The sequence below is a fragment of the Algoriphagus vanfongensis DSM 17529 genome, assembly GCF_000429465.1.
GTDB classification, from domain to species: Bacteria; Bacteroidota; Bacteroidia; order Cytophagales; family Cyclobacteriaceae; genus Algoriphagus; species Algoriphagus vanfongensis.
Genome location: NZ_AUBX01000014.1, coordinates 1 through 22,614 on the forward strand (window position 1 = coordinate 1; position 22,614 = coordinate 22,614).

The following is a 22,614-nucleotide window of genomic DNA, read 5'->3' on the forward strand; positions in this document are numbered from 1 at the left end:
CGTGTTTTTCTGTTTTTATTTCCCGATCTCTTTCCGATTGGGTTTGCAAAGGTAGTAGAAGTTTTTTCAATCACAAAAACTTTTTGAAATATTTTTTTCAACGTTTCTGCTCTCTCATTTCATCGGCCCCGATATCACCAGAACCATCCTCCTGCTCTACCCCGTTTTTCAAATTTTCCCAGCGCCGTTTGCGTCGATTGGGAGTGCAAATATCCGAGAATTATCCGAGTCCACAATACCTACCACCAAAAAAAATCTAACTTTTACATAACTCCCTGATCAACTGATTGAAAAATTTTATTCTTCAAATTCAAGCAAAATGCCCAGTAAAACAGAATAAAATTCCACAGAAATCAAAACACCAATAAATAACCAAACATGTAGACGAACTACCGTCTAGAATCTGAAGGTAGGAAGGGGCGGGTACTTAGATTTTATTCTATTTCCAGAAGTAAACACATACCGAAAGGACAACTCATGCGCTCCTCCGGAAACAGACTGCCCTAATTTGGAAATCGAAAAGTCAAAAGAATATCCGATCTCAATACCTGACTCCAAACTCAGGCCTAATAATGCGATCAGAGATTCATTATTGGGTAATTCATACTTGGTCGGAAGCCCACGGTACCACACACCTAAAACCAAAGGTTCAAAGAAAAACTCTGCGCCGACGTCCAGCTGGGAGTATTGCCCCTGCTTTTTGTAATTGAAAGCCAAAGCCAAAGATCTCTCTTGGTCAGTGTTATTGAAAAAATCATTGATATTTCCTGGTGCCAAATCGATTCGATACCCACCATGTAGGCCATAGCGAATAGGAAGATCACCCTCATCCATATTAAGGTAGCTGATCGGAGGCTCCAATAAATGAAATGCGGAAGCTCCAAACCAGTACTTTTCACCGTATGCCAAAATCCCCGCATGGGCATCCAAAGAATTTAATTTACTATCTCCTTCAAAAGCTTCTCCAGGTCGCCCTTCTATCTGACCTGTAGAAATATTCAATTGGCTCCCCAGGATGACTTTATCAAACTGAGATTCGCGTCCGGCATAACTTCCCTGAATTCCAAATTGCAAAAAATTCTTTTCATCGAATTTCAACCTATAACTATACACCAACCCTATCTCGTACTGCCTGCTTTGGGTAAAAGACTCCTGCGCTCCAGACAGCACCAAACCCATTCCGCTGGATATTTCTTCAAAAAATAAATCTGCATAGGCTGTAGAAGCCACAAAACTCTGATCCAATGCAGGCCATTGGTTTCGAAAATTAACTCCTAATCTGATTTCAGATGTACTGCCCGCAAATGCCGGATTGATATGAAATGGATTGGCATAAAACTGAGAATACTGAATATCCTGTGCATACACGCCTGAAATGGACCCTATTAAAAATAGTATGTAACTCAAAAATCGTTTCATCGGATCAATTTGAATTTCCCTCCTTCTTTTACCTTTTCTCCATCTGTCGCTGTCCCATTGAATCTATACACAAATACTCCAGGTTCCAATAGCACTCCGTCCAACTTTCCATCCCACCCATCTGCATTGACTCCTTCTGATCTAAATATGAGCTCACCCCAAACATCAAAAATCAACAATTCTGCTTCTACTAAGCCTTTGTATTTAGGCGCAAATAATTGATTGCTCTCCAAACTAGGAGTAAATCCTGTCGGAAACATCAGACGATAACTTTTAGTAATTGACAGCCTGTGAATAGCTTCGGCTTGACACCCCAGCTCATCTGTAATGGTCAACTTGACATCATACTCACCTTTGATGCCAAAGACATGTACTGGATTTTTCTCCTCCGAAAGAGTTCCTTCTCCGAAATCCCACTCCCATGAAATCGCCCTAGGATCCGAAAGATCAGTAAACTGAATCGGATCATCAGGAAATATCCCTCCACTGGCATCATCACGTATTTCTGTACCACTGACTACAAAATCAAAATCAGCTACCAGCTCTGTCTCTTGAATCACCACTTCCACTTCTACAGGTGGCGAATAGCAATCATAGCCTTTGGGTCTATTGGAAAGAAAATAAAAACCTGTCCGATTCAAACTCAGGATTTGTTCATTTTCCAAAACTATCCCCTCCCCTTCCAATAAATAATCATATTCAGTCGGATCATATGATTCCTGACCCTGAAAAATATCTACAGCTGCCTCGGGAATACATCCAACAATCCTTTCCTCGAATTCCAGATTTTGAAAAACAGGAAAAACCACATGAACCTTATTCGATTTGGCAGGACAGTTTTGCTCATTAAAAGCCCAAACCTCATATTCTCCCTCTTCAGAGACTAGCAAGGAAGTATTCTCCTCAGCCAGCAACTCACCATCACGATACCACACATATTTAGTATACGCACCTTCCCCTGTCGCCACCATCCGAATCTCTTCACCTTCGCAAATCTTAATTTGCTCTTGGATATCTTCTCCTCCTTCCGTTATCAACGATACAGGCTCGGGAGATTCCTTGATCACAAACTTAATTTTATTCCCGGCCGAGGCTTTTCCATAATTATCAGTGATAGTATAGTAGATCTCCACCTCCTTTCCGGCAGTTCCTGCATTGGGTAAAAAAGTATAGGCTCCTTTATCGCCAGCTTCCAATATTCCTTCTTCCAAAATAAGATACCTATTCTCCTCTAGACATCTCGCCTGAGTACAGATATCAGTAGACTGATTTTCGATTTCTTCCAGAGTTTGGTAAAACTGAAGACATCTAATTTCTGAAGATTCGTTGGGCAGAAGCACATCTTCCTCTGTGATCTCAAAGGTGTTCTCCTGCCCTTCACAGGTTACTAGTGCTTCAAAATCCACTGCTGTAGGATTTTGCAATTCCTCATCAGCAGATACTTCCACTTTGAGATTACGGATTTCATGAAAGTTATTTTCACCACCAGTAGATCCCGCAAAACCAATTTTAAGATTCTCCGGCGCTACATAGGGAAATGCATTTCCAGGAAAAATGGTCACCAATCTTGGCTTTCCCGCTTCTGTAGTCACTTCCATTTCCAACTTCACCAAAAAACCTGGACCTGTAGGATGAGGCTCTAGTTCCAAAAATACCTTTCGGTATCCGACCTGATTGGGATCTGTTACACGCTGGGTACCCACCCCTCCAGAACTTAAAGGAAAGCGATATTCAACATCCAAAGCGATGTCACCATCTCCAAAAGGAGGGTCATCTGTCATTTTTCCTATCACATATTCATACCCAGAAGTACCGCTTCCACCTTTTCTCAGTGTTATACTATTTGGGTATAGGCTATTATCTCCACCAAAAAAACCGCCTTGCTTCCCTTCAGAGATATTGCTGAAGTTCCCAAACGAATCAAACCCCAGCCCCAAATAAGCCCCGGTCATACCAGGTTGATTGTTTTTTTGGGCATACCCTAGAGAACCCCCAAATCCTCCGAGGGAAAAATTACTTGTCTCGGCATCAAACAAAAAAACCGTTAATCCATCAGCGCCGGTACCACCATACATGAAGTATTCAAATTCAGCTTTAATCCCATAGTTAGATGGAAATGGCACATCGATGTAGACATAGCCATTCTGGTCATTTTCATTGGAAGTAAGTCGAAGGACTCCCTGAACCAACTCTGCAGAGCCACCAAAAATAGTATTTGCCTGCGTATTGGGAGTCTGGAAGGATTCGCAATACGGAAAACCGACCTGAGCCAAAACCGACGACACGGTCCACAACTGGCTTATAAAAATGAACAAAAAGATGAATCGGAGTTTCAAGTGTATGGGCATTAGTTTTTCAAAATACAAAATGAAAAACTCCTAGAAAGCAAAAAAGCCCCAAATGGTAAATTTGGGGCTTTTATTTATTTCATAATTGTCTGTACTCGATCCGGGCCGACTGACACCAGCTTGATAGGCACTTCCAAAGACTTCTCAAGGTAAGAAACATAGTCTTTCAATTCGGCTGGAAAATCATCATAACTTCTTACTGATTCCAGAGAGCAATTCCAGCCTTTCATGCTTTCATATACTGGCTTCACTTCTGTGTCGGTGATTTCAAAAGAAAGTTTATCAATTTTTTCACCATTTGGCAATTCATAATGTGTACAGACCTTGATGTTTTCAAAAATATTCAAAACATCCGCCTTCATCATAAATAGCTGAGTAACCCCATTGATCATAATGGAGTATTTCAAAGCTGGCAGATCCAGCCATCCGCATCTGCGTGGCCGACCAGTGGTGCTTCCAAATTCATTCCCCTCTTTTCGCATCGCATCACCATCCGCATCAAACAACTCCGTAGGAAATGGACCACTACCTACTCTGGTGCAGTAAGCCTTAAAAATTCCAAATACCTCTCCGATTTTGGAGGGAGATACTCCGAGACCTGTACAAGCCCCAGCAGTCATCGTGCTGGAACTGGTCACAAATGGATAAGAACCAAAGTCCACATCCAACAAAGATCCCTGAGCCCCTTCAGCCAAAATTCTTTTCTTTTCCGTCAGTGCCTCATTGACTACATATTCGCTATCGATGAGGTTGAGACTTTTGAAAAACTCAATCGCCTCAAAAAACTGTGCTTCCATCTCCGGCAATTTGTCCAGCGAAAATTCATAGAACGAAAGGATCGTTTTGTGCTTTTCTACTAAAGCCTGATACTTGTCAGAAAAGTCAGGGCTCAAAATATCGCCGACTCTCAGAGCAACTCTACCGATTTTGTCCTGATAGGTCGGGCCGATACCTTTTAAGGTAGAGCCGATTTTCTTATCTCCCTTTGCCTGTTCGTAAGCTGCATCGAGTAGCTTATGAGTAGGGATGATGATGGTGGCTTTTTTCGAAACCACCAAGTTTTTCATATAGTCAATAGAGAACTTATCCAGTCCTTCGATTTCTTTTTTCAGGATAATGGGATCAAGGACCACGCCATTACCGATGATATTCAATAGCTGAGATCTGAAAATCCCTGAAGGAATCTGATGCAAAACGTGCTTGATTCCGTCAAATTCCAACGTATGCCCCGCATTGGGACCACCTTGAAAACGGGCTACGATTTCATACTCAGGAGCTAAAACATCTACAATTTTGCCTTTTCCTTCATCTCCCCACTGGAGACCCAATAATACATCCATCTTCATTTGATGTCCGGTCTTTACGGTTATTCAAGAGTTTTTGAAGGGCGAAATTTGCGATTCGCCTCATGAAAACCAAGAGAAAGCCTATAAATAATTCAGCCCAGTCCAAATGAATCGAACTGGGCTGAACTGTCATTGCTTTGTATTTCAGGTGGAATATTTCCGCCTATCTTATTGATTTCTAAAATCCTCTATGGAATCAAAAACAGTGAAAATATTGTTCAGTTTGGTGATTATTAGGAGCTTCTTCACATGATCTGAAGGAGATGTCAGGTATACCTCTCCGTCCACATTGCGCATTTTGGTCAGCATCGTGATCAGCAGGCCAATACCTGAAGAGCTGATGTATCGCACTTCACTGAGGTCAATGACAAAGGTTTTCGCTCCCTCTTGGATCGCATCTGACACGACTTCCACGAGCTTCGGGCCCACTTCATCCCCGATGAGGTCTCCTTTGATATAGAGATAATGTGCCTTATCGTCCTTTCCTGTTTGGTAAGTCAATTTCATTTGTCAGCGATTTGAGTTCCGCACTTACTACATACTCCATACATGATCAAGGAATGGTGCATTACTTTGAAGTTCAGAATTTCACCTACCGTATTCATGATATTTTGGATTCTCGGATCGCAAAACTCCAGCACCTGATTACACTCTACACAGATCAAATGATCGTGCTGCTTGTATCCATAGGATTTTTCAAACTGAGCAAGATTTTTTCCAAATTGATGCTTAGTCACCAGATCACACTCCACGAGCAGATCAAGCGTATTGTACACTGTAGCGCGGCTGACCCGGTAGTTTTTGTTTTTCATGCTGATATAGAGAGATTCTACATCAAAGTGACCCGTTCTGCTGTAGATTTCTTCCAAAATGGCATAACGTTCGGGAGTTTTTCGGAGTTTTTGTTTCTCCAGGTAAGCGGTGAATATTTTTTTTACCTCTTCAAAGTGATTCGTATCCAAAGGCATCTTGAGCTATTTTTTTCAAATATAACTTTTGTGTGATGAAAAAGATTCATTTCGTCAATCAAAGCGGGAAACCTTGATGATTCCTTCCACATTTGAAAGGTTTTCCATCAAACTATCTAAGTGTTCGGTACTGTGAACGTAGAGTTTGATTGTGCCTTCAAACACACCCGCATCTGAATCCACCGTAATAGACCTCATATTCACTTTCAGTTCATTAGAAATCACCTTGGTCACGTCATTGATCAATCCGACTCTGTCTGTGCCCACAATGTGAAGTCCCGCTAGGAAAGCGATTTCCTTTTGACTGGTCCAGCGGGCTTTGATCACTCGATTGCCGTGATTGGATAGCAGTTCGAGTGCATTGGGGCAGGAAGTCCTGTGAATCTTGATTCCTTCATTGACGGTCACAAAACCAAATACATCGTCCCCGGGGATTGGATTACAGCACTTTGCCAAAATGTAATCCACCACATCCATGTCCTCCCCTATCAGCAGCTGATCGTGGTCTGGCCCTTTTAGGCTTTTGATCTCTTTGGTAAAAGAACTTTCGTCTCTCACCTTTTCTTGGATCGCCTTGTGCTTGAGCTTCTGATTTTCTTTGAAATCTATGAAAGACTTGATCGAGGTCGGATCTATTATTCCTTTCCCTACTCGATAATAAAACTCGTTGGCAGTCTTCAGCTCAAAATAGGCTCGAAGCTTTTCGATGTTTTCTGATGAAAAATCCATTTTCATCTGCTTCAACTTTCTCTGCACTATTTCACGCCCATCCAAAATCGCCGACTTTTTCTCTTCCCGAAGTGCATCCTTGATTTTAGCTTTGGCTCTCGAAGTCACGACATTGCTGAGCCAGTCTTCTGTCGGTCTTTGCTTGCCGGAGGTCAAGATTTCTACCTGATCTCCATTTTTGAGTTTGTGATTGATCGGTACCAGCTTTTGATTCACTTTGGCACCGATACACCTAGCTCCAATTTCAGTATGTATTTCAAAAGCAAAATCCAAAGCAGAAGCTCCAAATGGCAATACTTTTAGGTCACCTTTTGGAGTAAAGACAAATACTTCATCATGAAATAGATTTCCTCTGAAATCATCCATAAACTCAATGGCATTCCCATCATTGGACTCCAGAAGACTTCTCACCTGGGTGATCCAGTCATCGAGGCCGGAAGTCGATTTGCCATTGCTGTCTTTTTCTTTGTATTTCCAATGGGCAGCATAGCCACGCTCTGCGATTTCATCCATTCTATCTGTCCGAATCTGTACTTCGACCCATTGGCCCGAATTGCTCATCACAGTGGTATGAAGGGATTCATATCCATTGGATCGAGGTGTGCTGATCCAGTCTCTCAATCTATCAGGATTGGGCTTGTAAAAATCTGTGACAATGGAATATACCTGCCAGCAATCCGCTTTTTCGTTTTCCAAATCACTTTGGAGAATAATCCGGATAGCAAAAAGGTCATAAACCTCTTCGAAAGGTATCCCCTGCTTCTTCATTTTATTATAAATGGAGTAGACAGACTTCGGGCGACCTTTGATACTAAATTCAAATCCCTGATCTTCCAGTTCCTCTTCTATGGGCTGGATGAAGGCTTTGATGAACTTATTCCGATAGGCTTTTGACTCATTGATCTTTTTGACAATATCTATATAAGTCTCCGTGTCGGTATATTTCAGGTAAAGATCCTCCAGTTCGGACTTGATCGCATAGAGTCCCAGTCGATGCGCCAGTGGAGCATAGAGGTACATGGTTTCAGATGCGATCTTCAGCTGCTTGTGGCGTGGCATGCTGGCCAGAGTTCTCATGTTATTGAGACGGTCAGCGATTTTGATCAAGATCACCCTCACATCATCTGATAGCGTAAGCAGCATTTTCCGGAAATTTTCCGCTTGCTGCGAACTCCCGTAATCAAACACCCCAGAAATTTTAGTCAGGCCATCGATGATCGTCATGACCTTGTGGCCAAATTCCCGCTCAATGTCCTCCAGCTCCCAGTCTGTATCCTCTACTACATCATGCAGCAGAGCCGCTACGATACTGGTCGTCCCCAACCCGATCTCTTCGACACAGACCAAAGCCACTTCCAAAGGGTGATAGATATACGGCTCACCGGACTTTCGCCTCATATCCTTGTGAGCTTCCAGGGAGACATTGAATGCCTGCTTGATCAGCTTGGCATCTCCAGATTTCAAAACAGGCTTAGCGTGACGCAATAATCTGCGGTAGCGTTTTAAGATCTCTTTTCTCTCTACTTCTTCATCTACTTGAATCATACAGAAGGAATTTACAACAAAATTGGTACGAGTCTGGATTTTTTTTCAAATGTTCTCTATTTTTTTTTAGCACCTATTTGCAATTTGCCTAGAAGCACATACCTTTGCATCCACAATTGAAAAGAGGAAGAAATTTCCGCTTAAAATTGCATCGAATGCGGATGTGGCGAAATTGGTAGACGCACTAGACTTAGGATCTAGCGCCGCGAGGCATGGGGGTTCGAGTCCCTCCATCCGCACAAATACCGAACCCTCAATCACTCCCCTGGCCTCAGGCTCAGGAAAGAGATTGGGGGTTTTTAGTTCATCTTCACTTATAAACGTAAAAGCGCTTTGGAAATCACATTAGACAAGCACTCAACAAATCAAGCTTCTATTAAAATTAAACTAACAGAGGCAGATTATCAACCGAAGGTAGACGCGAAACTGAAAGACTACGCCAAAAAAGCCAACATCCGTGGCTTCAGACCTGGCAAGGCGCCAGTTTCTATGGTAAAAAACATGTACGGTACCTCCGTACTCGTGGAAGAAATCAACGGAATTCTTGGCGAGTCCCTCAACAACTACCTGAAGGAACAAACATTCAGAGTATTGGGCGACCCACTTCCTGTAGAAAATGTAGAAGACAAAATCGACTGGAAAAACCAGAAAGATTTCGACTTTGAATACAAAATCGGATTTATCGATGGCTTCGAATTGCCATTGGATAAAAAAGTAAAAGCTACCAAATACCAAATCCAAGTAGATGATAAATTGGTAAGCGAAACCATCGACAACCTAAAATCTCAATACGGCAACAGCACCAATCCAGAGACTGCCGAAGCGGGAGATAATGTATATGGTGATTTGGCAGCTGCTGAAACTGGATTCAGCAAATCTGTTTCTTTGGACTTGACCAAAATCACCAAAAAACTAGCTGGCAAATTCATCGGTCAGGGTAAAGACACTGTAGTGGAGTTTGATGCCAAAGACGTGAAGAAAGGCCAGTGGGAAGAAGCTTTTGGACTTGAGACTGAAGAAGCTGAAGCGGCACAAGGTGCTTTGACTTTCACCATTAAGAATGTCAACAGAACTGAAGCTGCTGAATTGAACCAAGAATTCTTCGACAAGATTTTTGGCCCAGAGCAAGTTTCTACGGAAGAGGAATTCACTGCCAAAGTGAAGGAAACGCTTCAAACCAACTACGACAAAGAGTCCAAAGTTTTCACAGAGGAAGAGTTGAAGAAAGTTTTGGTAGAAAAAGCCAACTTGGATCTACCAGAAGACTTCTTGAAAGAATGGTTGCTAAAAGCAAACGAAGGTAAAGTGACTGCAGAAGACGTAGAAAAAGAATTTCCAATCTACGCAAGACAATTGGTTTGGTCATTGGTTTCTAATGAATTGGCCAAAGCCAATGAAATCAAGGCAGAACATGAAGATGTGATCGCCAAAACCAAAGAAATGATCCGCGAGCAATTTGCTTCTTCAGGCCTTGGCACTCAGATGGAAGACAGCATGGATATGTTTGTAGACAATTACCTCAAAGGCGAAGAAGGTCAAAACTACATGAATATGCTCACCTCTGTACAAAACGAAAAAGTCCTGGCTTTTGTCCAAGAGAAAATTGATCTCACAGAAAAAGCAATTAGCATCGACGAGTTCAAGGAACTTTTAGAAAAGTAAAATGCTTTTACCTCTATAAAAAAGTCCTTATTTAAGGGCTTTTTTTATTTTTGTTTACTTCAACATTCTAATAGACATGATCAATAAAGAGGAATTCAGAAAATACGCCATTCACAATCAAGGTGTGAGCGGCACTGCATTTGACCAGTATACCCAACATATCGAGAACATGACCCGCTCTGTGATCGAAGAAAGACCACAGAATTTCCGTGAAATCGATGTGTTTTCTAGACTGATCATGGACCGGATTATATTCCTAGGCACAGGTGTGGACGATCACATCGCCAATATTATCGTGGCCCAATTACTTTTCTTGGAATCAGTAGATGCCAAAAAAGACGTATTGCTCTACATCAATAGCCCAGGAGGCTCTGTCACTGCAGGTCTAGGGATCTATGACACTATGCAATACATCGGGCCGGATGTAGCTACTATCTGTACAGGTATCGCCGCTTCTATGGGGGCTGTATTGCTCGCAGGTGGAGCCAAGGACAAGCGATCCGCTTTGCAACATTCCAGAGTGATGATTCACCAGCCATCAGGAGGCATGCAAGGACAGTCCAAAGACATGGAAATCTCTTTGAAACTGATCCTTTCCATGAGACAGGAACTCTACCAAATTTTGGCAAACCACACCGGAAAAACCTACGAAGAAATCGAGAGAGATTCGGACAGAGACTATTGGCTCAAAGCACCAGAGGCCAAAGCATATGGTCTGATCGACGAAGTATTAGTTAAAAAATAAAAAATGGCCCAAGTTACTTGCTCCTTTTGTGGCAGAAATAAAAAAGATGTAGATCTAATGGTATCGGGCATTTCAGCCCATATCTGCAACTTCTGCATCGATCAGGCACACATGATTCTTGGTGAAGAAGAAAAGACCAAGAAAAGTGATGCTGCTAAGCCAAAATTTAAGCTACAAAAACCAAAAGAACTTACAGCCTACTTGGACCAGTACGTCATCGGACAAGAAGATGCGAAAAAGGTCCTCACCGTGGCTGTATACAATCATTACAAGCGACTACTCCAAAAAGATGAAAAGGATGAGATCAAAATCGAAAAATCCAATATCATCATGGTCGGAGATACCGGAACTGGCAAAACCTATCTGGCAAAAACGCTTGCAAAAACACTGGAAGTCCCATTCTGCATTGCCGATGCGACTGTATTAACAGAAGCTGGCTATGTAGGTGAAGATGTAGAAAGTATTCTGACCCGACTTCTGCAAGCTGCCGATTACAATGTAGAAGCTGCTGAAAGAGGCATCGTATACATTGACGAACTGGACAAAATCGCCAGAAAATCTGATAATCCATCTATCACCAGAGATGTCAGTGGAGAAGGTGTACAGCAAGCCATGCTGAAACTATTAGAAGGTACCGTAGTCAATGTGCCACCACAAGGAGGTAGAAAGCACCCAGATCAAAAAATGATCGCTGTCAATACAGAAAACATTCTGTTTATCTGCGGAGGTGCATTTGATGGGATTGCGAGACATATCGGAAAGAGATTGAACACTCAGCCGATGGGCTTCAGCAAAACAGCCGGAAACCAGGTAGCTGATCGTGAAAACCTCCTACAATATGTCACTGCGCAGGACTTGAAGGCCTTTGGTCTAATCCCTGAGTTGATTGGACGACTTCCTGTCTTGACTCATTTGGACCCATTGCATCAAGATGCTTTGAAGAGAATTCTTACTGAACCTAAAAACGCTCTGGTAAAACAATACGCCAAGCTAGTGGGAATGGAAGGAGTAAACTTAGTCTTTGAAGACAGTGGAGTTGACTTCATCGTAGAGAAAGCTGTGGAATATAACCTGGGTGCCCGTGGATTGAGATCTATCTGCGAAGCTATCATCACTGATGCCATGTATGAATTGCCTTCGGACGAAAACATCAAAGAACTCGTAATTGATCGGGAATATGCCCAGTCCAAGTTTGACAAGTCGAAATTCAAAAGACTTCAGGTAGCCTAAGGCAAATCAATCAAATAAAACGAAAAGCCCGTCAATTTTGAATTGACGGGCTTTTTTTGGTCTGAAAGAGCTGGATTTTAATCCAAATCTACTTCAAAATAATATTCAGTTCCATCATTGAACATGCCGAGAACTACAATCTCTTCACCTTTCAATTCATCGAGGATCTCCAGAATGTTTTCAGCGTCGCTTACTCGGAACCTACCGTTTTCGGCCATGATAGAAGTGATGATAAATCCAGGTCTTGCGCCAGATCTTTTCCATTTAGGAGTAGCGACTGTATTGATCAAAGCACCTCCAGAAATATCCAATCGTTCTTTTTGTTCATCGGTCACATCTTCGAAAATCACTCCTTCAAATTCAAAGGTTTTAGGAATCACCTTCTTCACAATTTCCGTATCACCTGAGAAATTCTTCAGAGTAGCTTTGGTCTCCATAGACTTACCATCTCGCAGATATTTGACTTCTACTTGATCACCAGGTCTTTTTCGCGCTACCATTTCCTGCAGCACTGCTACGCTGGTAATATCTCTTCCATCTATCCCTACAATGATATCACCTGCTTGGAGACCTGCTTCTTCTCCCCCGCTATTCGCATTGACAGAGCCAATATAAACTCCTTGTTCTACGGGGAATTCAGTATTGAGACTTTGCGCCAACTCTGGAGAAACATCCTGAATAGAAACGCCCAATAGACCTCTCTGCACCGCTCCATATTTCATCAAGTCATCCATTACTTTTTTGACCAATGTACTTGGCACAGCAAATGAATACCCAGCAAATGTCCCCGTATTGGAAGCAATCGCCGTATTGATCCCGATCAGCTCACCAGCTAGATTGACCAAAGCACCACCGGAGTTACCTGGGTTGACTACGGCGTCTGTCTGAAGAAAAGATTCGATTTGGAGGTTGTTTTCTACCCCTCTGAGGATGCCGATATTTCTTGCTTTCGCAGAGATAATCCCGGCAGTGACTGTAGAATTCAGATTGAATGGATTACCCACTGCAAGCACCCATTCACCGATTTTTGTATTGTCAGAATCACCAAATTTGACAAAAGGAAGACCCTTATCTTCGATCTTCAACAAAGCCAAATCAGTAGTAGGGTCTGTACCGATTATTTTGGCTACATACCTTTTGTTGTTTTCCAATGAAATATCCACTTGGGTAGCACCTTCGACCACATGGTTGTTTGTCACTATGTAGCCGTCAGACGAAATGATAACGCCAGAGCCAGAGCTGACCGGAGCCTGCGTCCCTCCACCGCTATCACCTCCTCTTGGAGGTATCCCAAACCACTCCTGAATCGGATCACGTTGAGACCTTGAATTGTAAGAAATAGTACTCTTGACGTGGACTACTGCCGGGGTGACGACATTAGCGGAAGCCACAAAATTGATCCCATCAGGCACTGTAAACTCATCTCCAGACAGGAGGTTGACGAAACTTGTCTTTTGCTTTTCGTCGAATGAACCGGCTTCTTGTGGCTGTACCAAAAAACTCACTCCTGCCAAGGCAACCATGCCTCCGATCAGTGAAGCCAAGAGCATTCCAAGAAAGAATTGTTTTTTGCTCATAATAATTGATTTTTAATAAGATTTATTGCTAGTACTAAGACACGAATTTCAGCAAAATAGGTGCATGCAATCACTCAAATTAACAAGTATTAACCGCAATTCACGTCTGTTTACAATTTAACCAAAATAAAAGAGCGGGGTTTCCCGCTCTTAGATTATTTTACTTCAATCGCTGCCTTGATCACTTTCTTTTCAGCCTTGGGCAGGGTGATTTTTAACACGCCGTTTTCATAAGCTGCTTCAATCTGCTCACTTAGCACCGTATCCGGCACAAAGAATGATCGGCTAAAAGATCCATATTGGGTCTCAATACTGTGATAATTTTTACCGTCTTTTTTCTCTTCGATTTTTCGTTCACCTGAGATGGTCAATCTTCCATCCGTAAAGTCAACCTTGAAATCTGACTTATTCATTCCTGGAATTGCCACTTGGATTTCAAAGTTTTTATCATCCTCTGCAATATCCACCGCTGGATTAAAATGTCTGTTGGATGTCTTGAAAGATTCATTGAACAGTTTGTCCAATACACCTGTAAATGAAGATGGGAACAAAGGATCGAGTTGGTTATACTTTTCTAGTCTCATGATTTTGTTGGTTTTAGTAATGTACATCCCTTACAGAAAAACTTATACCAACCCTATTTTCAAGCCATTTTGTCTTGATTTAAAGAAAAACCTATAAAAAACAAGCCATTTAGTCAGGCCTTAGACTTTTTACAGCCTTCTCGAATTTTCCTATATTGAGTGAAATTTTGAATCAATGCCAAAATATCTAGTAGCCTTATTTTTTTGCCTGTTTGGATTAGTTTTTTCCAATCTATCCTTAGCTCAAAACGTGCTGGAGAGAGACTCCTTGCTTCAAAACTCACAATCCGAAAGGCTAGACTCGCTATTAAACCTGAAAGACTCTATCCCTCCAACACCTGTCATTTCAGAAGAGGAGTCCAATGAAATCAGCCGAAGAAATGCACGACTTGGACAAATCCTTTCCTTGTTGATTTCACGAACCAAGAAATACTCAATCGATCTCAGCAAGATTCGAATAGACCTCAACAAGCCCCTTGACACACTGGAAATGGTGGGAAACATGCCAGACCTCAAAGCTTACCTGACAGCGATGGAGGCTATTTCAAAAGATACTACGCAAGCGGTAAATTCTAGATTCTTGACTGGAATGGTCAATCTCCTAGAAACTTTCCACGAGGAAACCACCAAGTATGAAGGAATTCTGACTGACAGAATTGAGAGTATCAATGAGGCTAATGTTATTATTGCGGAAATTAAGGCTGACTCTGTTTTGCGGCTTGATGATGACGATAAATATATTGTTCCCGAACTGGATCAAGAACTTAACAGGCTTACGTATTCAATAGTCGAATTAGAAAATACAATTTTCGAACAGGAAATTCAGCTCACTAGAATTCAGGCGACTATTTCTGATCTCAATTCTAGATTCATCACGTTAGAGCAGTTTTTCAGTCAAAAGAAACGGGAAGTTTCGCGAAAATCTTGGAATAAGGAGATCAATTTTATCTGGGAAAAAAGAAGCTACGATAGTACTAATTCTTTCTTGGATATTTTAAAAAAGTCCGTCCTCACAAATACCACTATCAGCGTAATTTTTTTAGAGCGAAGTATCACTTCTCTCCTTCTAATCATATTGGTCGCTGGGATTTTTATGTGGATGATCCGTTCAGTATTATCATCTATCAAAAAAGAGAAAGAACACAACGTAGCTATTTTGGCTCGCAGCAACTACTTTAATAAACATTTGCTTTCATCCTGTTTAGTCTCCCTTCTTCCTATTGGTTTTTTATTCTTTCACAACCCACCTCTAGCCCTATCCTCAGTCTTATCATTTATTTTCACCTTGATAGCGACTCCGCTCATCAAGGAGCATTTTCCGGAGAAATTCTACAAATTATGGGTTTGGTTTTTCGCACTCAATTTGCTCAGTCCTACACTTGGACTCAACTGGGACCCGTACTATGATGAGCGTTATATTCTGCTTTTATGCAATATTTTATCCATCCTATTTGGCTATTTGATTTACCAGCATAGTAAAAAAGAGCATTATGCTGGAGTGAAATTGGTGATATTTCTTGCCCAATTTTTAATATTGATTGAAGTCTTTTCCGCAATAATGAATATTCTAGGCAGGTACAACCTCTCCAAAATATTTACTATCGTCGGAATTTCCAGCTTTTATAGAGGTATCGGCCTTTATGTTTTCACCATGGTGGTTTTGGAAGCGGTCTATCTCTGGATGGAATCCAAAAAAAATGCAAATACTATCACTTCCTTTTTTGACTTTAAGGAATTAGAATACCGATTAAGCGGCTTTTTAAAACTTATCGGATTTTCAATCTGGGCATATGGCATACTTTTTTATTCCGGCTATTTTGACCCTATTTTTAATGTAGTATCCGGTTTTTTATCTAAACCTAGGATTTTAGGAGAAACTGATTTTACTTTTGGAACTATCGCATTATTCATTGGTATTCTCGTGGTCTCTTCTTTTTTGGCTAATAACATCGCTTATTTCTTTTCAGCACAAGATCAAAAGAATGCAACTGACAGAAAAAATAGACTAGGTAGTTCAATCCTTCTGATTCGACTTGCCATTTTCACTTTTGGCTTTATCATCGCTGCTGCAGCGGCTAAAATACCTTTGGATAAAATCACCCTGGTACTGGGCGCTTTGTCCGTTGGGATTGGCTTTGGACTTCAGACCATCATCAATAACCTAGTGTCTGGAATCATCTTGGCTTTTGAAAGGCCTATACAAATCGGAGATGAAATCGAAGTAGGACAAAATGCGGGCACCGTAAAAGATGTTGGTATTCGAGCCAGTAAAATTCAAGCCTACGACGGATCTGAGATAGTTGTACCCAATGGGGACCTGCTTTCTCAATCTCTCATCAATTGGACGCTCTCAGATAGAAAGAGACGGATAGAACTCATCATCGGGGTCGGCTATGATTCCAATATGAAAACTGTCAAAGAAATTCTGGAGAATGTCTTGACTAGAGATCAAATACTCAAAACCCCCAAGCCTAAGGTATTGATGCAAAACTTTGGGGACAGCTCAGTCGATTTCCGTCTTTTGTTTTGGGTAGAAAGCATGGACATCTGGATAGATAAGCGCGCCGATGTGATGTCTGCAATTTTTGAGGCTTTTGCAGAAAACAATATAGAAATCCCCTATCCAAAAAGAGACTTTTATCTCAAGTCAGTTCCAGAGTCATGGGAAAATAAACCTTCCTCTAAACAGGAAATAAATAATCCGGAAAACAACGAGGAGAGCTAAGAAAAATAAAAAAGTCCTCTGTGGCACAGAGGACTTTTTAAAAAATCAAAAAGACTATGCTTTTTTGACATTAATGGCGTTAGGACCTTTTTTGCCATCTTTGACATCATACGTCACTTTGTCGTTTTGGGCAACTTTGTCCACCAATCCAGTGGCATGAACGAATACATCACTTTGTGATTCATCATCCACGATAAATCCGAATCCTTTGGCCTCGTTGTAAAATTTAATTGTTCCGGTAAACATAATTTGTTGTAATAAATTGTAATTGAAAGTGCACTAAAAGTAAATATTCAACCAACAAAAACAAAATAATAATTTTTTATTTTAGCGAAATGAAAAAAAATATTTTGATACGTCATGCAAAATCAGCTTGGGACAACCCTTGGTTGGAAGATCATGATAGACCACTGGCTCAAAGAGGTCTTGATGCAGCCCCAAAAATGGGGCGAAAACTGCGAAAATTAGACGTGTATCCAGACTTGATTTTATCCTCTACTGCCCTCAGGGCAAAGCAAACTGCTGAACTAATAGCGAAAGAAATCGGATATCCTATTCAAGATATCCAGTTTGAGAAGGGACTATATCATTCTTCTGCATCTACCATAATGCATTACATTCATGAGCAAAAGAATGATTATACGACACTCTATATAGTGTGTCACAACCCCGGAATCACTGACTTAGTAAACAAGCTAGGCTATGTATTAGACAATCTACCGACTGCCGGAATAGTATGTTTTAAATCTGATTGTAAAGAATGGAATGAATTCCTTCCAGACAACATTGTCTTTGATTTTTATGACTATCCTAAAAAGGGAAATTAAGGCAATTCGATTTTTCGCACATCTTGTATGACTTCTGTAAACTCATCTGGTCGACTGATCAAATAGTCAATCTTTTGAGCTACAAGACTCGGAGAAGTCAACTCTCCATTTTCCTTGAAATCCTTGAATTTTTCGATTTCCGGAAAATCCGATTCCTGCGCTTCTCTGATCTCCTGCTGCATCTCTGTATCCACAATCCCCGGAGCTAAGCTATAAAATCGGAAATTTTCATTCTGATTCTCCTTTGCTGCTACTAGTGTAAACATCGCCAAAGCCGCCTTGGTACTGCAATACCCTCCCCAGCCGGATACTGCTCTATAGGCTGCTCCCGAACTGATATTAATCAAGGTTTTTTGAGCATCCTGAAATTTATAGGATTTGATAAAGGAGTTGGTCAGAAACATCGGAGCAAGCAAATTCAGGTTGACCTGGGTGCGTAGCTCAGCCGGATGCAGGCTACCTATTGCTTTGATTTGGCCTATCCAACCGGCATTGTTGATGAGGATAAGTTTATTGAAATTCCCGATAGGAAATAAGTTTTCAAGCTCGGATTGCACTTCTTCCAGCTCTGAGAGATCGATGGACAGCTGGGTCAACCTTGGATGTTCGAGATCAATTTTTGTACGGGAAACAGCCAAAATTTCTACATCTTCTTTGGCCAGAAAATGGTCAAGAATCGCTTTCCCGAGGCCTTTGCTATGGCCAGTGAGGATCAACAGTGTTTTAGACATGGTTAGGTAGGGTGATCGTCAAATATAAAACACAATTCTTCAAAATAGGTTTTCTCTTTTTTGAAAGTCAAAAAAAGGGAAAGAATATGCTTCTTTCCCTGAAATAGTTAGAGGATGTATTGGGACAAATCCCTGTTTTTGACAAGGGTACTGAGTCGGTCTTGGACCATTTCTTTGGTCACCATGATCTGGGAATTCGGCTCAATCGTATCTGGAACTTCAAATAGAAAATCATTAAGCAAGTGAGACATGACTGTGTGCAGTCTCCTAGCTCCGATATTTTCCACTTCCTGATTGATGAGAAAAGCCAATCTGGCGATTTCTTCGATCGCTTCATCGTTGAATTCCAAAAACACCTGCTCCGCTTCAAACAAAGCTTGATATTGCTTGGTCAGTGCATTCTTTGGCTCTCGCAAAATTCGAGAAAAATCCTCCTGAGTCAGGCTATTCAGTTCTACCCGAATCGGAAATCTCCCCTGCAATTCGGGAATCAAATCAGATGGTTTACTCACATGAAAAGCACCCGCTGCGATAAATAGGATATGGTCCGTATTGATCACACCGTATTTAGTATTGACAGAAGAACCCTCCACGATAGGTAGCAAGTCCCGCTGAACTCCTTCACGACTTACGTCTGGACCACCTCCATTTTTCCCGGATTTGGACGCTATTTTATCAATTTCATCAATGAAAATAATTCCATTGTTTTCCGCCAGTTTGATCGCCTCCTCCTTGACTTCATCAAAATCAATCAATTTGGATACCTCTTCTTCCAACAAAACCTTTCTGGCTTCTGCTATAGACAGCTTTCGCTTTTTAGTCTTTTTGGGCATCATACCAGATATCATATCCTGAAGCCCCGCCATGCTGGCATCATCTAGCATTCCGTTTCCAATCATCCCCACTCCCACAGAAGAAGATGCTTTGACATTGATCTCGACTTTTCTATCATCTAGATCGCCATTCCTGAGTTTTTCCCTGAATCTCTCTCGAGTTCTTTCATTCAATTCGGTATCGGATTCTGGCTCTTCGACCTCTCCTGCAGGTACAGTATTTTGTCTAAAACCAGCTCCTTTGACTGGGGGAATCAAAATATCTAAAATGATTTCCTCCACAGCCTCTGCAGCTTTGGCTTTTACGCCCTCATTTTTCACTTCTCGCACCAAATGAACTGCCTGCTCCACCAAATCTCTCACCATGCTCTCCACATCTCTGCCCACATACCCTACTTCCGTAAACTTGGAAGCCTCCACTTTAGTAAAAGGAGCCTGCGCTACTTTGGCCAATCTCCGAGCAATCTCGGTTTTACCCACACCGGTAGACCCGATCATCAGAATATTGTTTGGCACAATGTCTTTCTGAATATCGGATTTGACCATCATCCTACGCACTCTATTCCGTAAGGCGATCGCCACGTTCTTTTTGGCGTCTTTTTGCCCAATGATATATTTATCCAGCTCCGCTACGATTTGTTTTGGAGTCAATGAAAATGCTGATTCCATAGTATGTTTTTTGTTGTGGTTTAGTTTTGCTCTGTCTTGAGTAAAAGACAGAAAAGGAGCCTGGTGACTCCTTTATCTATTTTTATTTTCCATTTTCGGCATGGAATGTAAACTGAAGAGGCTTGTCGACCTTGTTTTTCAGAAGAGCAATATCCAAGACCTCTTCCACTCGATCTACAAAGTGAAATTCAACTCCTTTGATGTACTGCTCGTCGATCTCTTCAATATCTCTAATGTTCTTTTTGCACAATATGATTTCTTTGATACCAGCCCTTTTTGCTGCCAAAATCTTTTCTTTGATACCACCCACAGGCATGACTTTACCGATCAGGCTGATCTCTCCAGTCATCGCAATTTTTGATTTAATTTTCCTTTGGGTATAGACAGAAGCCATAGCAGTCAGCATCGTGATACCAGCCGAAGGCCCATCTTTAGGTACTGCACCCGCAGGAATATGGATATGCAAATCATACTGGTCAAAGACCCGGTGATCAATTCCTAAAATTTCGGCTTTGGACTTCAAGTAAGAAAGTGCCGTCATGGCGGATTCTTTCATCACATCTCCCAGCTGTCCTGACAGGGTCAATTTCCCTTTCCCTCGACTTAGGCTGGATTCAATAAATAAAATTTCACCACCGACACTGGTCCAAGCGAGCCCCGTGACGACTCCTGCTACAGAATTGTCCTGATAAGACTCCTTGTCAAAAATCTCCGAACCCAAAATCTTCCGTACCGCATTTGGAGTGATTTTCGAATCGTATTCCTCCTCCATCGCTATAGATTTGGCGACATTCCGGATGACCTTCCCGATAGCTCTTTCAAGATTTCTAACACCAGACTCACGAGTATAATCTTCAATGAGCTTGATCAAAGATGCCTTGTCAAACCGTACTTGGGTAGCTTTGAGACCATGCTCTTTTCGCTGCTTTGGCACTAGATGTCTTTTGGCGATTTCTACTTTTTCCTCTTGGGTATAGCCAGTGACTTCAATGATCTCCATCCTATCTCTAAGAGCTGGCTGGATTGTATCCAATGAGTTGGCTGTAGCAATAAATAGCACCTTGCTCAGATCGTAGTCCACTTCAAGATAGTTGTCCAGAAAAGCAAAGTTTTGCTCTGGATCCAACACTTCCAAAAAGGCGGAACTAGGATCACCTCTGAAATCAGAAGAAAGTTTATCAATCTCATCCAGAACAAATACCGGATTGGAGATCTTGACCTTCTTCATATTCTGAATGATCTTACCGGGCATGGCTCCTACATAGGTTTTTCGATGGCCCCTGATCTCAGCTTCATCGTGCAATCCCCCTAAGGACATCCGAATGTATTTCCTCCCCAACGCAGCCGCGATAGATTTCCCCAAGGAAGTCTTCCCTACTCCTGGAGGGCCATAGAGACATAGAATTGGTCCTTTCAGATCATTTTTAAGCTTGAGCACTGCCAAGTATTCGATGATTCTTTCTTTGACTTTTTCCAGCCCAAAGTGATCCGAATCCAATATTTTCTTGGCATTCTTGAGATCAAAATTATCCTGGGTCAGTTCATTCCACGGCAACTCGACCATCGTCTCAGCATAGTTGAGCGCAATAGGATACTCAGCCGCCGAAGGATTGATTCTCAATATTTTATCTAATTCCTTATCGAAATGTTTGGCTACTTCAGCAGGCCAATTTTTCTTGGCTCCACGTGCTCTAAGATCTTCTACTTCTTTCTCTGGACCTTCCTCTCCCAGCTCAGTCTGTAGGACTTTCATCTGCTGACGGAGGAAATAATCCCGCTGCTGCTGGTCGATATCAGTATGCACCTTCTTCTGAATCTCAGACTTCAATTCCAGCATCTGGATATCCTTCATCATCAATTCCAAGAGCAAGGTAGCACGCTCCACACCATCGTTAATTTCCAATAGTTTTTGCTTCGCCTCTACGGATGCATTGATATTCGAAGAAAGAAAATGGGTAAGGAAAGGAGTGTTATCAATATTATCCAGAGCAACCTGAGCCTCTCGAGGAATCTCAGGATTCAAATGCATGATTCGGGTAGCCGCTTCCTTGAGAGATTCTTCCAAAGCAGTAATCTTCTTGGAGCTTTTCGGGAAGTTCTCTTCCAAATAATCCACCTTGGCAATGAAATATGGATCGTCAGTCACCTGCTCGCGCACGGCAAACCTCTTTTTCCCTTGAATGATTATCGTCGTATTACCATCTGGCAAGACGATCATTTTAATGATTTTGGCCAAGGTCCCGACTTGATAGATGTCCTCCCATCCTGGATCATCGGTATTGGGATTGATCTGGGCGCAGACGCCGATCATCTTATCACCCTTCTGGGCTTTTTTCACCAATTTGATGGAGCGCTGCCGACCTACCGTGATTGGGATTACTACCCCTGGAAACAACACCGTGTTTCTGACGGATAAAATCGGAATTTCTTCACCAAAAGCTTCTTTCCCCTGCTGCTCGTCCTCCTCATCTGTGATCAACTGGATCAGATCTCCTTCTCCAGCATACTCACCAACCATCAGATTTTCAAACAGGGAATTTTCGAATAGACTCATATAGACATTTTGACAGACAAGCTGTCGTGTTTTAGCTAAAATATAAAAGGAACCCTCAATTTACGAAGGTTCCTCGGTAAAGTTCAATGCCTGTGCCAATGCATGGAATGGGTCAGAATGGC

General features: G+C 41.8%; 17 protein-coding genes and 1 tRNA gene. 6 read left to right on the forward strand and 12 right to left on the reverse strand.

Features of this window, described 5'->3' with window-relative positions; genetic code table 11:
* Nucleotides 1–396 precede the first annotated feature (396 nt).
* The 6 genes from G460_RS0111185 to G460_RS0111210 all read right to left on the reverse strand — a co-directional run bounded on the left by G460_RS0111185 (nucleotide 397) and on the right by G460_RS0111210 (nucleotide 8,355).
* Nucleotides 397–1,419, reverse strand: a complete 1,023-nt coding sequence (locus tag G460_RS0111185) for a PorP/SprF family type IX secretion system membrane protein (protein WP_026955428.1) — start codon at nucleotides 1,417–1,419, stop codon at nucleotides 397–399.
* Complete coding sequence (locus G460_RS0111190) at nucleotides 1,416–3,767, reverse strand: PKD domain-containing protein (protein WP_026955429.1); 2,352 nt, start codon at nucleotides 3,765–3,767, stop codon at nucleotides 1,416–1,418. The genes G460_RS0111185 and G460_RS0111190 overlap by 4 nt, the downstream gene beginning before the upstream one ends.
* Nucleotides 3,768–3,841: 74 nt before the next feature.
* Nucleotides 3,842–5,113 carry an adenylosuccinate synthase gene (locus G460_RS0111195; RefSeq protein ID WP_026955430.1) on the reverse strand — a complete coding sequence of 424 codons (1,272 nt, stop codon included), beginning with the start codon at nucleotides 5,111–5,113 and terminating at the stop codon, nucleotides 3,842–3,844.
* Nucleotides 5,114–5,281: 168 nt separating this feature from the next.
* Nucleotides 5,282–5,620 carry an STAS domain-containing protein gene (locus tag G460_RS0111200; protein ID WP_026955431.1) on the reverse strand — a complete coding sequence of 113 codons (339 nt, stop codon included), beginning with the start codon at nucleotides 5,618–5,620 and terminating at the stop codon, nucleotides 5,282–5,284.
* A complete protein-coding gene (locus tag G460_RS0111205; RefSeq protein ID WP_026955432.1) occupies nucleotides 5,617–6,081 on the reverse strand; it encodes a Fur family transcriptional regulator in 465 nt (154 codons plus the stop codon). Before G460_RS0111205 ends, G460_RS0111200 begins: the two co-directional genes overlap by 4 nt.
* Nucleotides 6,082–6,135: 54 nt before the next feature.
* On the reverse strand, nucleotides 6,136–8,355 hold the full coding sequence (locus tag G460_RS0111210; RefSeq protein ID WP_026955433.1) for a RelA/SpoT family protein: 2,220 nt from the start codon (nucleotides 8,353–8,355) through the stop codon (nucleotides 6,136–6,138).
* Between the two features lie 157 nt (nucleotides 8,356–8,512).
* On the opposite strand from G460_RS0111210, the gene G460_RS0111215 reads away from it, so the two are divergent.
* The 4 genes from G460_RS0111215 (at nucleotide 8,513) to clpX (ending at nucleotide 11,992) form a co-directional block, all read left to right on the forward strand.
* Nucleotides 8,513–8,594 (forward strand) — tRNA-Leu (locus G460_RS0111215).
* Between the two features lie 94 nt (nucleotides 8,595–8,688).
* Nucleotides 8,689–10,017, forward strand: a complete 1,329-nt coding sequence (gene tig / locus G460_RS0111220) for a trigger factor (protein ID WP_026955434.1) — start codon at nucleotides 8,689–8,691, stop codon at nucleotides 10,015–10,017.
* A 76-nt stretch (nucleotides 10,018–10,093) separates the two neighbouring features.
* A complete protein-coding gene (locus G460_RS0111225) occupies nucleotides 10,094–10,762 on the forward strand; it encodes an ATP-dependent Clp protease proteolytic subunit (protein WP_026955435.1) in 669 nt (222 codons plus the stop codon).
* A gap of 3 nt (nucleotides 10,763–10,765) precedes the next feature.
* Nucleotides 10,766–11,992 carry an ATP-dependent Clp protease ATP-binding subunit ClpX gene (clpX, locus tag G460_RS0111230; RefSeq protein ID WP_026955436.1) on the forward strand — a complete coding sequence of 409 codons (1,227 nt, stop codon included), beginning with the start codon at nucleotides 10,766–10,768 and terminating at the stop codon, nucleotides 11,990–11,992.
* A 77-nt stretch (nucleotides 11,993–12,069) separates the two neighbouring features.
* Here the strand turns inward: clpX and G460_RS0111235 are convergent, their stop codons facing one another.
* Both G460_RS0111235 and G460_RS0111240 read right to left on the reverse strand, forming a co-directional pair.
* Nucleotides 12,070–13,569, reverse strand: a complete 1,500-nt coding sequence (locus G460_RS0111235) for a S1C family serine protease (RefSeq protein WP_026955437.1) — start codon at nucleotides 13,567–13,569, stop codon at nucleotides 12,070–12,072.
* Nucleotides 13,570–13,724: 155 nt separating this feature from the next.
* A complete protein-coding gene (locus G460_RS0111240) occupies nucleotides 13,725–14,153 on the reverse strand; it encodes an Hsp20/alpha crystallin family protein (RefSeq protein WP_026955438.1) in 429 nt (142 codons plus the stop codon).
* 175 nt (nucleotides 14,154–14,328) lie between these two features.
* Here G460_RS0111240 and G460_RS0111245 point away from each other — a divergent pair, with 175 nt between their 5' ends.
* Nucleotides 14,329–16,878, forward strand: a complete 2,550-nt coding sequence (locus G460_RS0111245; RefSeq protein WP_026955439.1) for a mechanosensitive ion channel family protein — start codon at nucleotides 14,329–14,331, stop codon at nucleotides 16,876–16,878.
* 54 nt (nucleotides 16,879–16,932) lie between these two features.
* On the opposite strand, the gene G460_RS0111250 is transcribed toward G460_RS0111245, so the two are convergent.
* Complete coding sequence (locus G460_RS0111250; RefSeq protein WP_026955440.1) at nucleotides 16,933–17,124, reverse strand: cold-shock protein; 192 nt, start codon at nucleotides 17,122–17,124, stop codon at nucleotides 16,933–16,935.
* 89 nt (nucleotides 17,125–17,213) lie between these two features.
* On the opposite strand from G460_RS0111250, the gene G460_RS0111255 reads away from it, so the two are divergent.
* Entirely contained in the window at nucleotides 17,214–17,705 is a 492-nt protein-coding gene (locus G460_RS0111255) for a SixA phosphatase family protein (RefSeq protein WP_026955441.1), read from the forward strand.
* Here the strand turns inward: G460_RS0111255 and G460_RS0111260 are convergent.
* From G460_RS0111260 to lon, 3 genes are all read right to left on the reverse strand, one after another.
* Nucleotides 17,702–18,436, reverse strand: coding sequence for an SDR family NAD(P)-dependent oxidoreductase (locus tag G460_RS0111260; protein ID WP_026955442.1), 735 nt, complete (start codon nucleotides 18,434–18,436; stop codon nucleotides 17,702–17,704). The two genes, G460_RS0111255 and G460_RS0111260, sit on opposite strands and share 4 nt — an antisense overlap.
* A gap of 107 nt (nucleotides 18,437–18,543) precedes the next feature.
* Nucleotides 18,544–19,938, reverse strand: coding sequence for an ATP-dependent protease ATPase subunit HslU (gene hslU / locus G460_RS0111265; RefSeq protein ID WP_026955443.1), 1,395 nt, complete (start codon nucleotides 19,936–19,938; stop codon nucleotides 18,544–18,546).
* Between the two features lie 82 nt (nucleotides 19,939–20,020).
* On the reverse strand, nucleotides 20,021–22,492 hold the full coding sequence (gene lon / locus G460_RS0111270; RefSeq protein ID WP_026955444.1) for an endopeptidase La: 2,472 nt from the start codon (nucleotides 22,490–22,492) through the stop codon (nucleotides 20,021–20,023).
* Nucleotides 22,493–22,614: the final 122 nt, after the last annotated feature.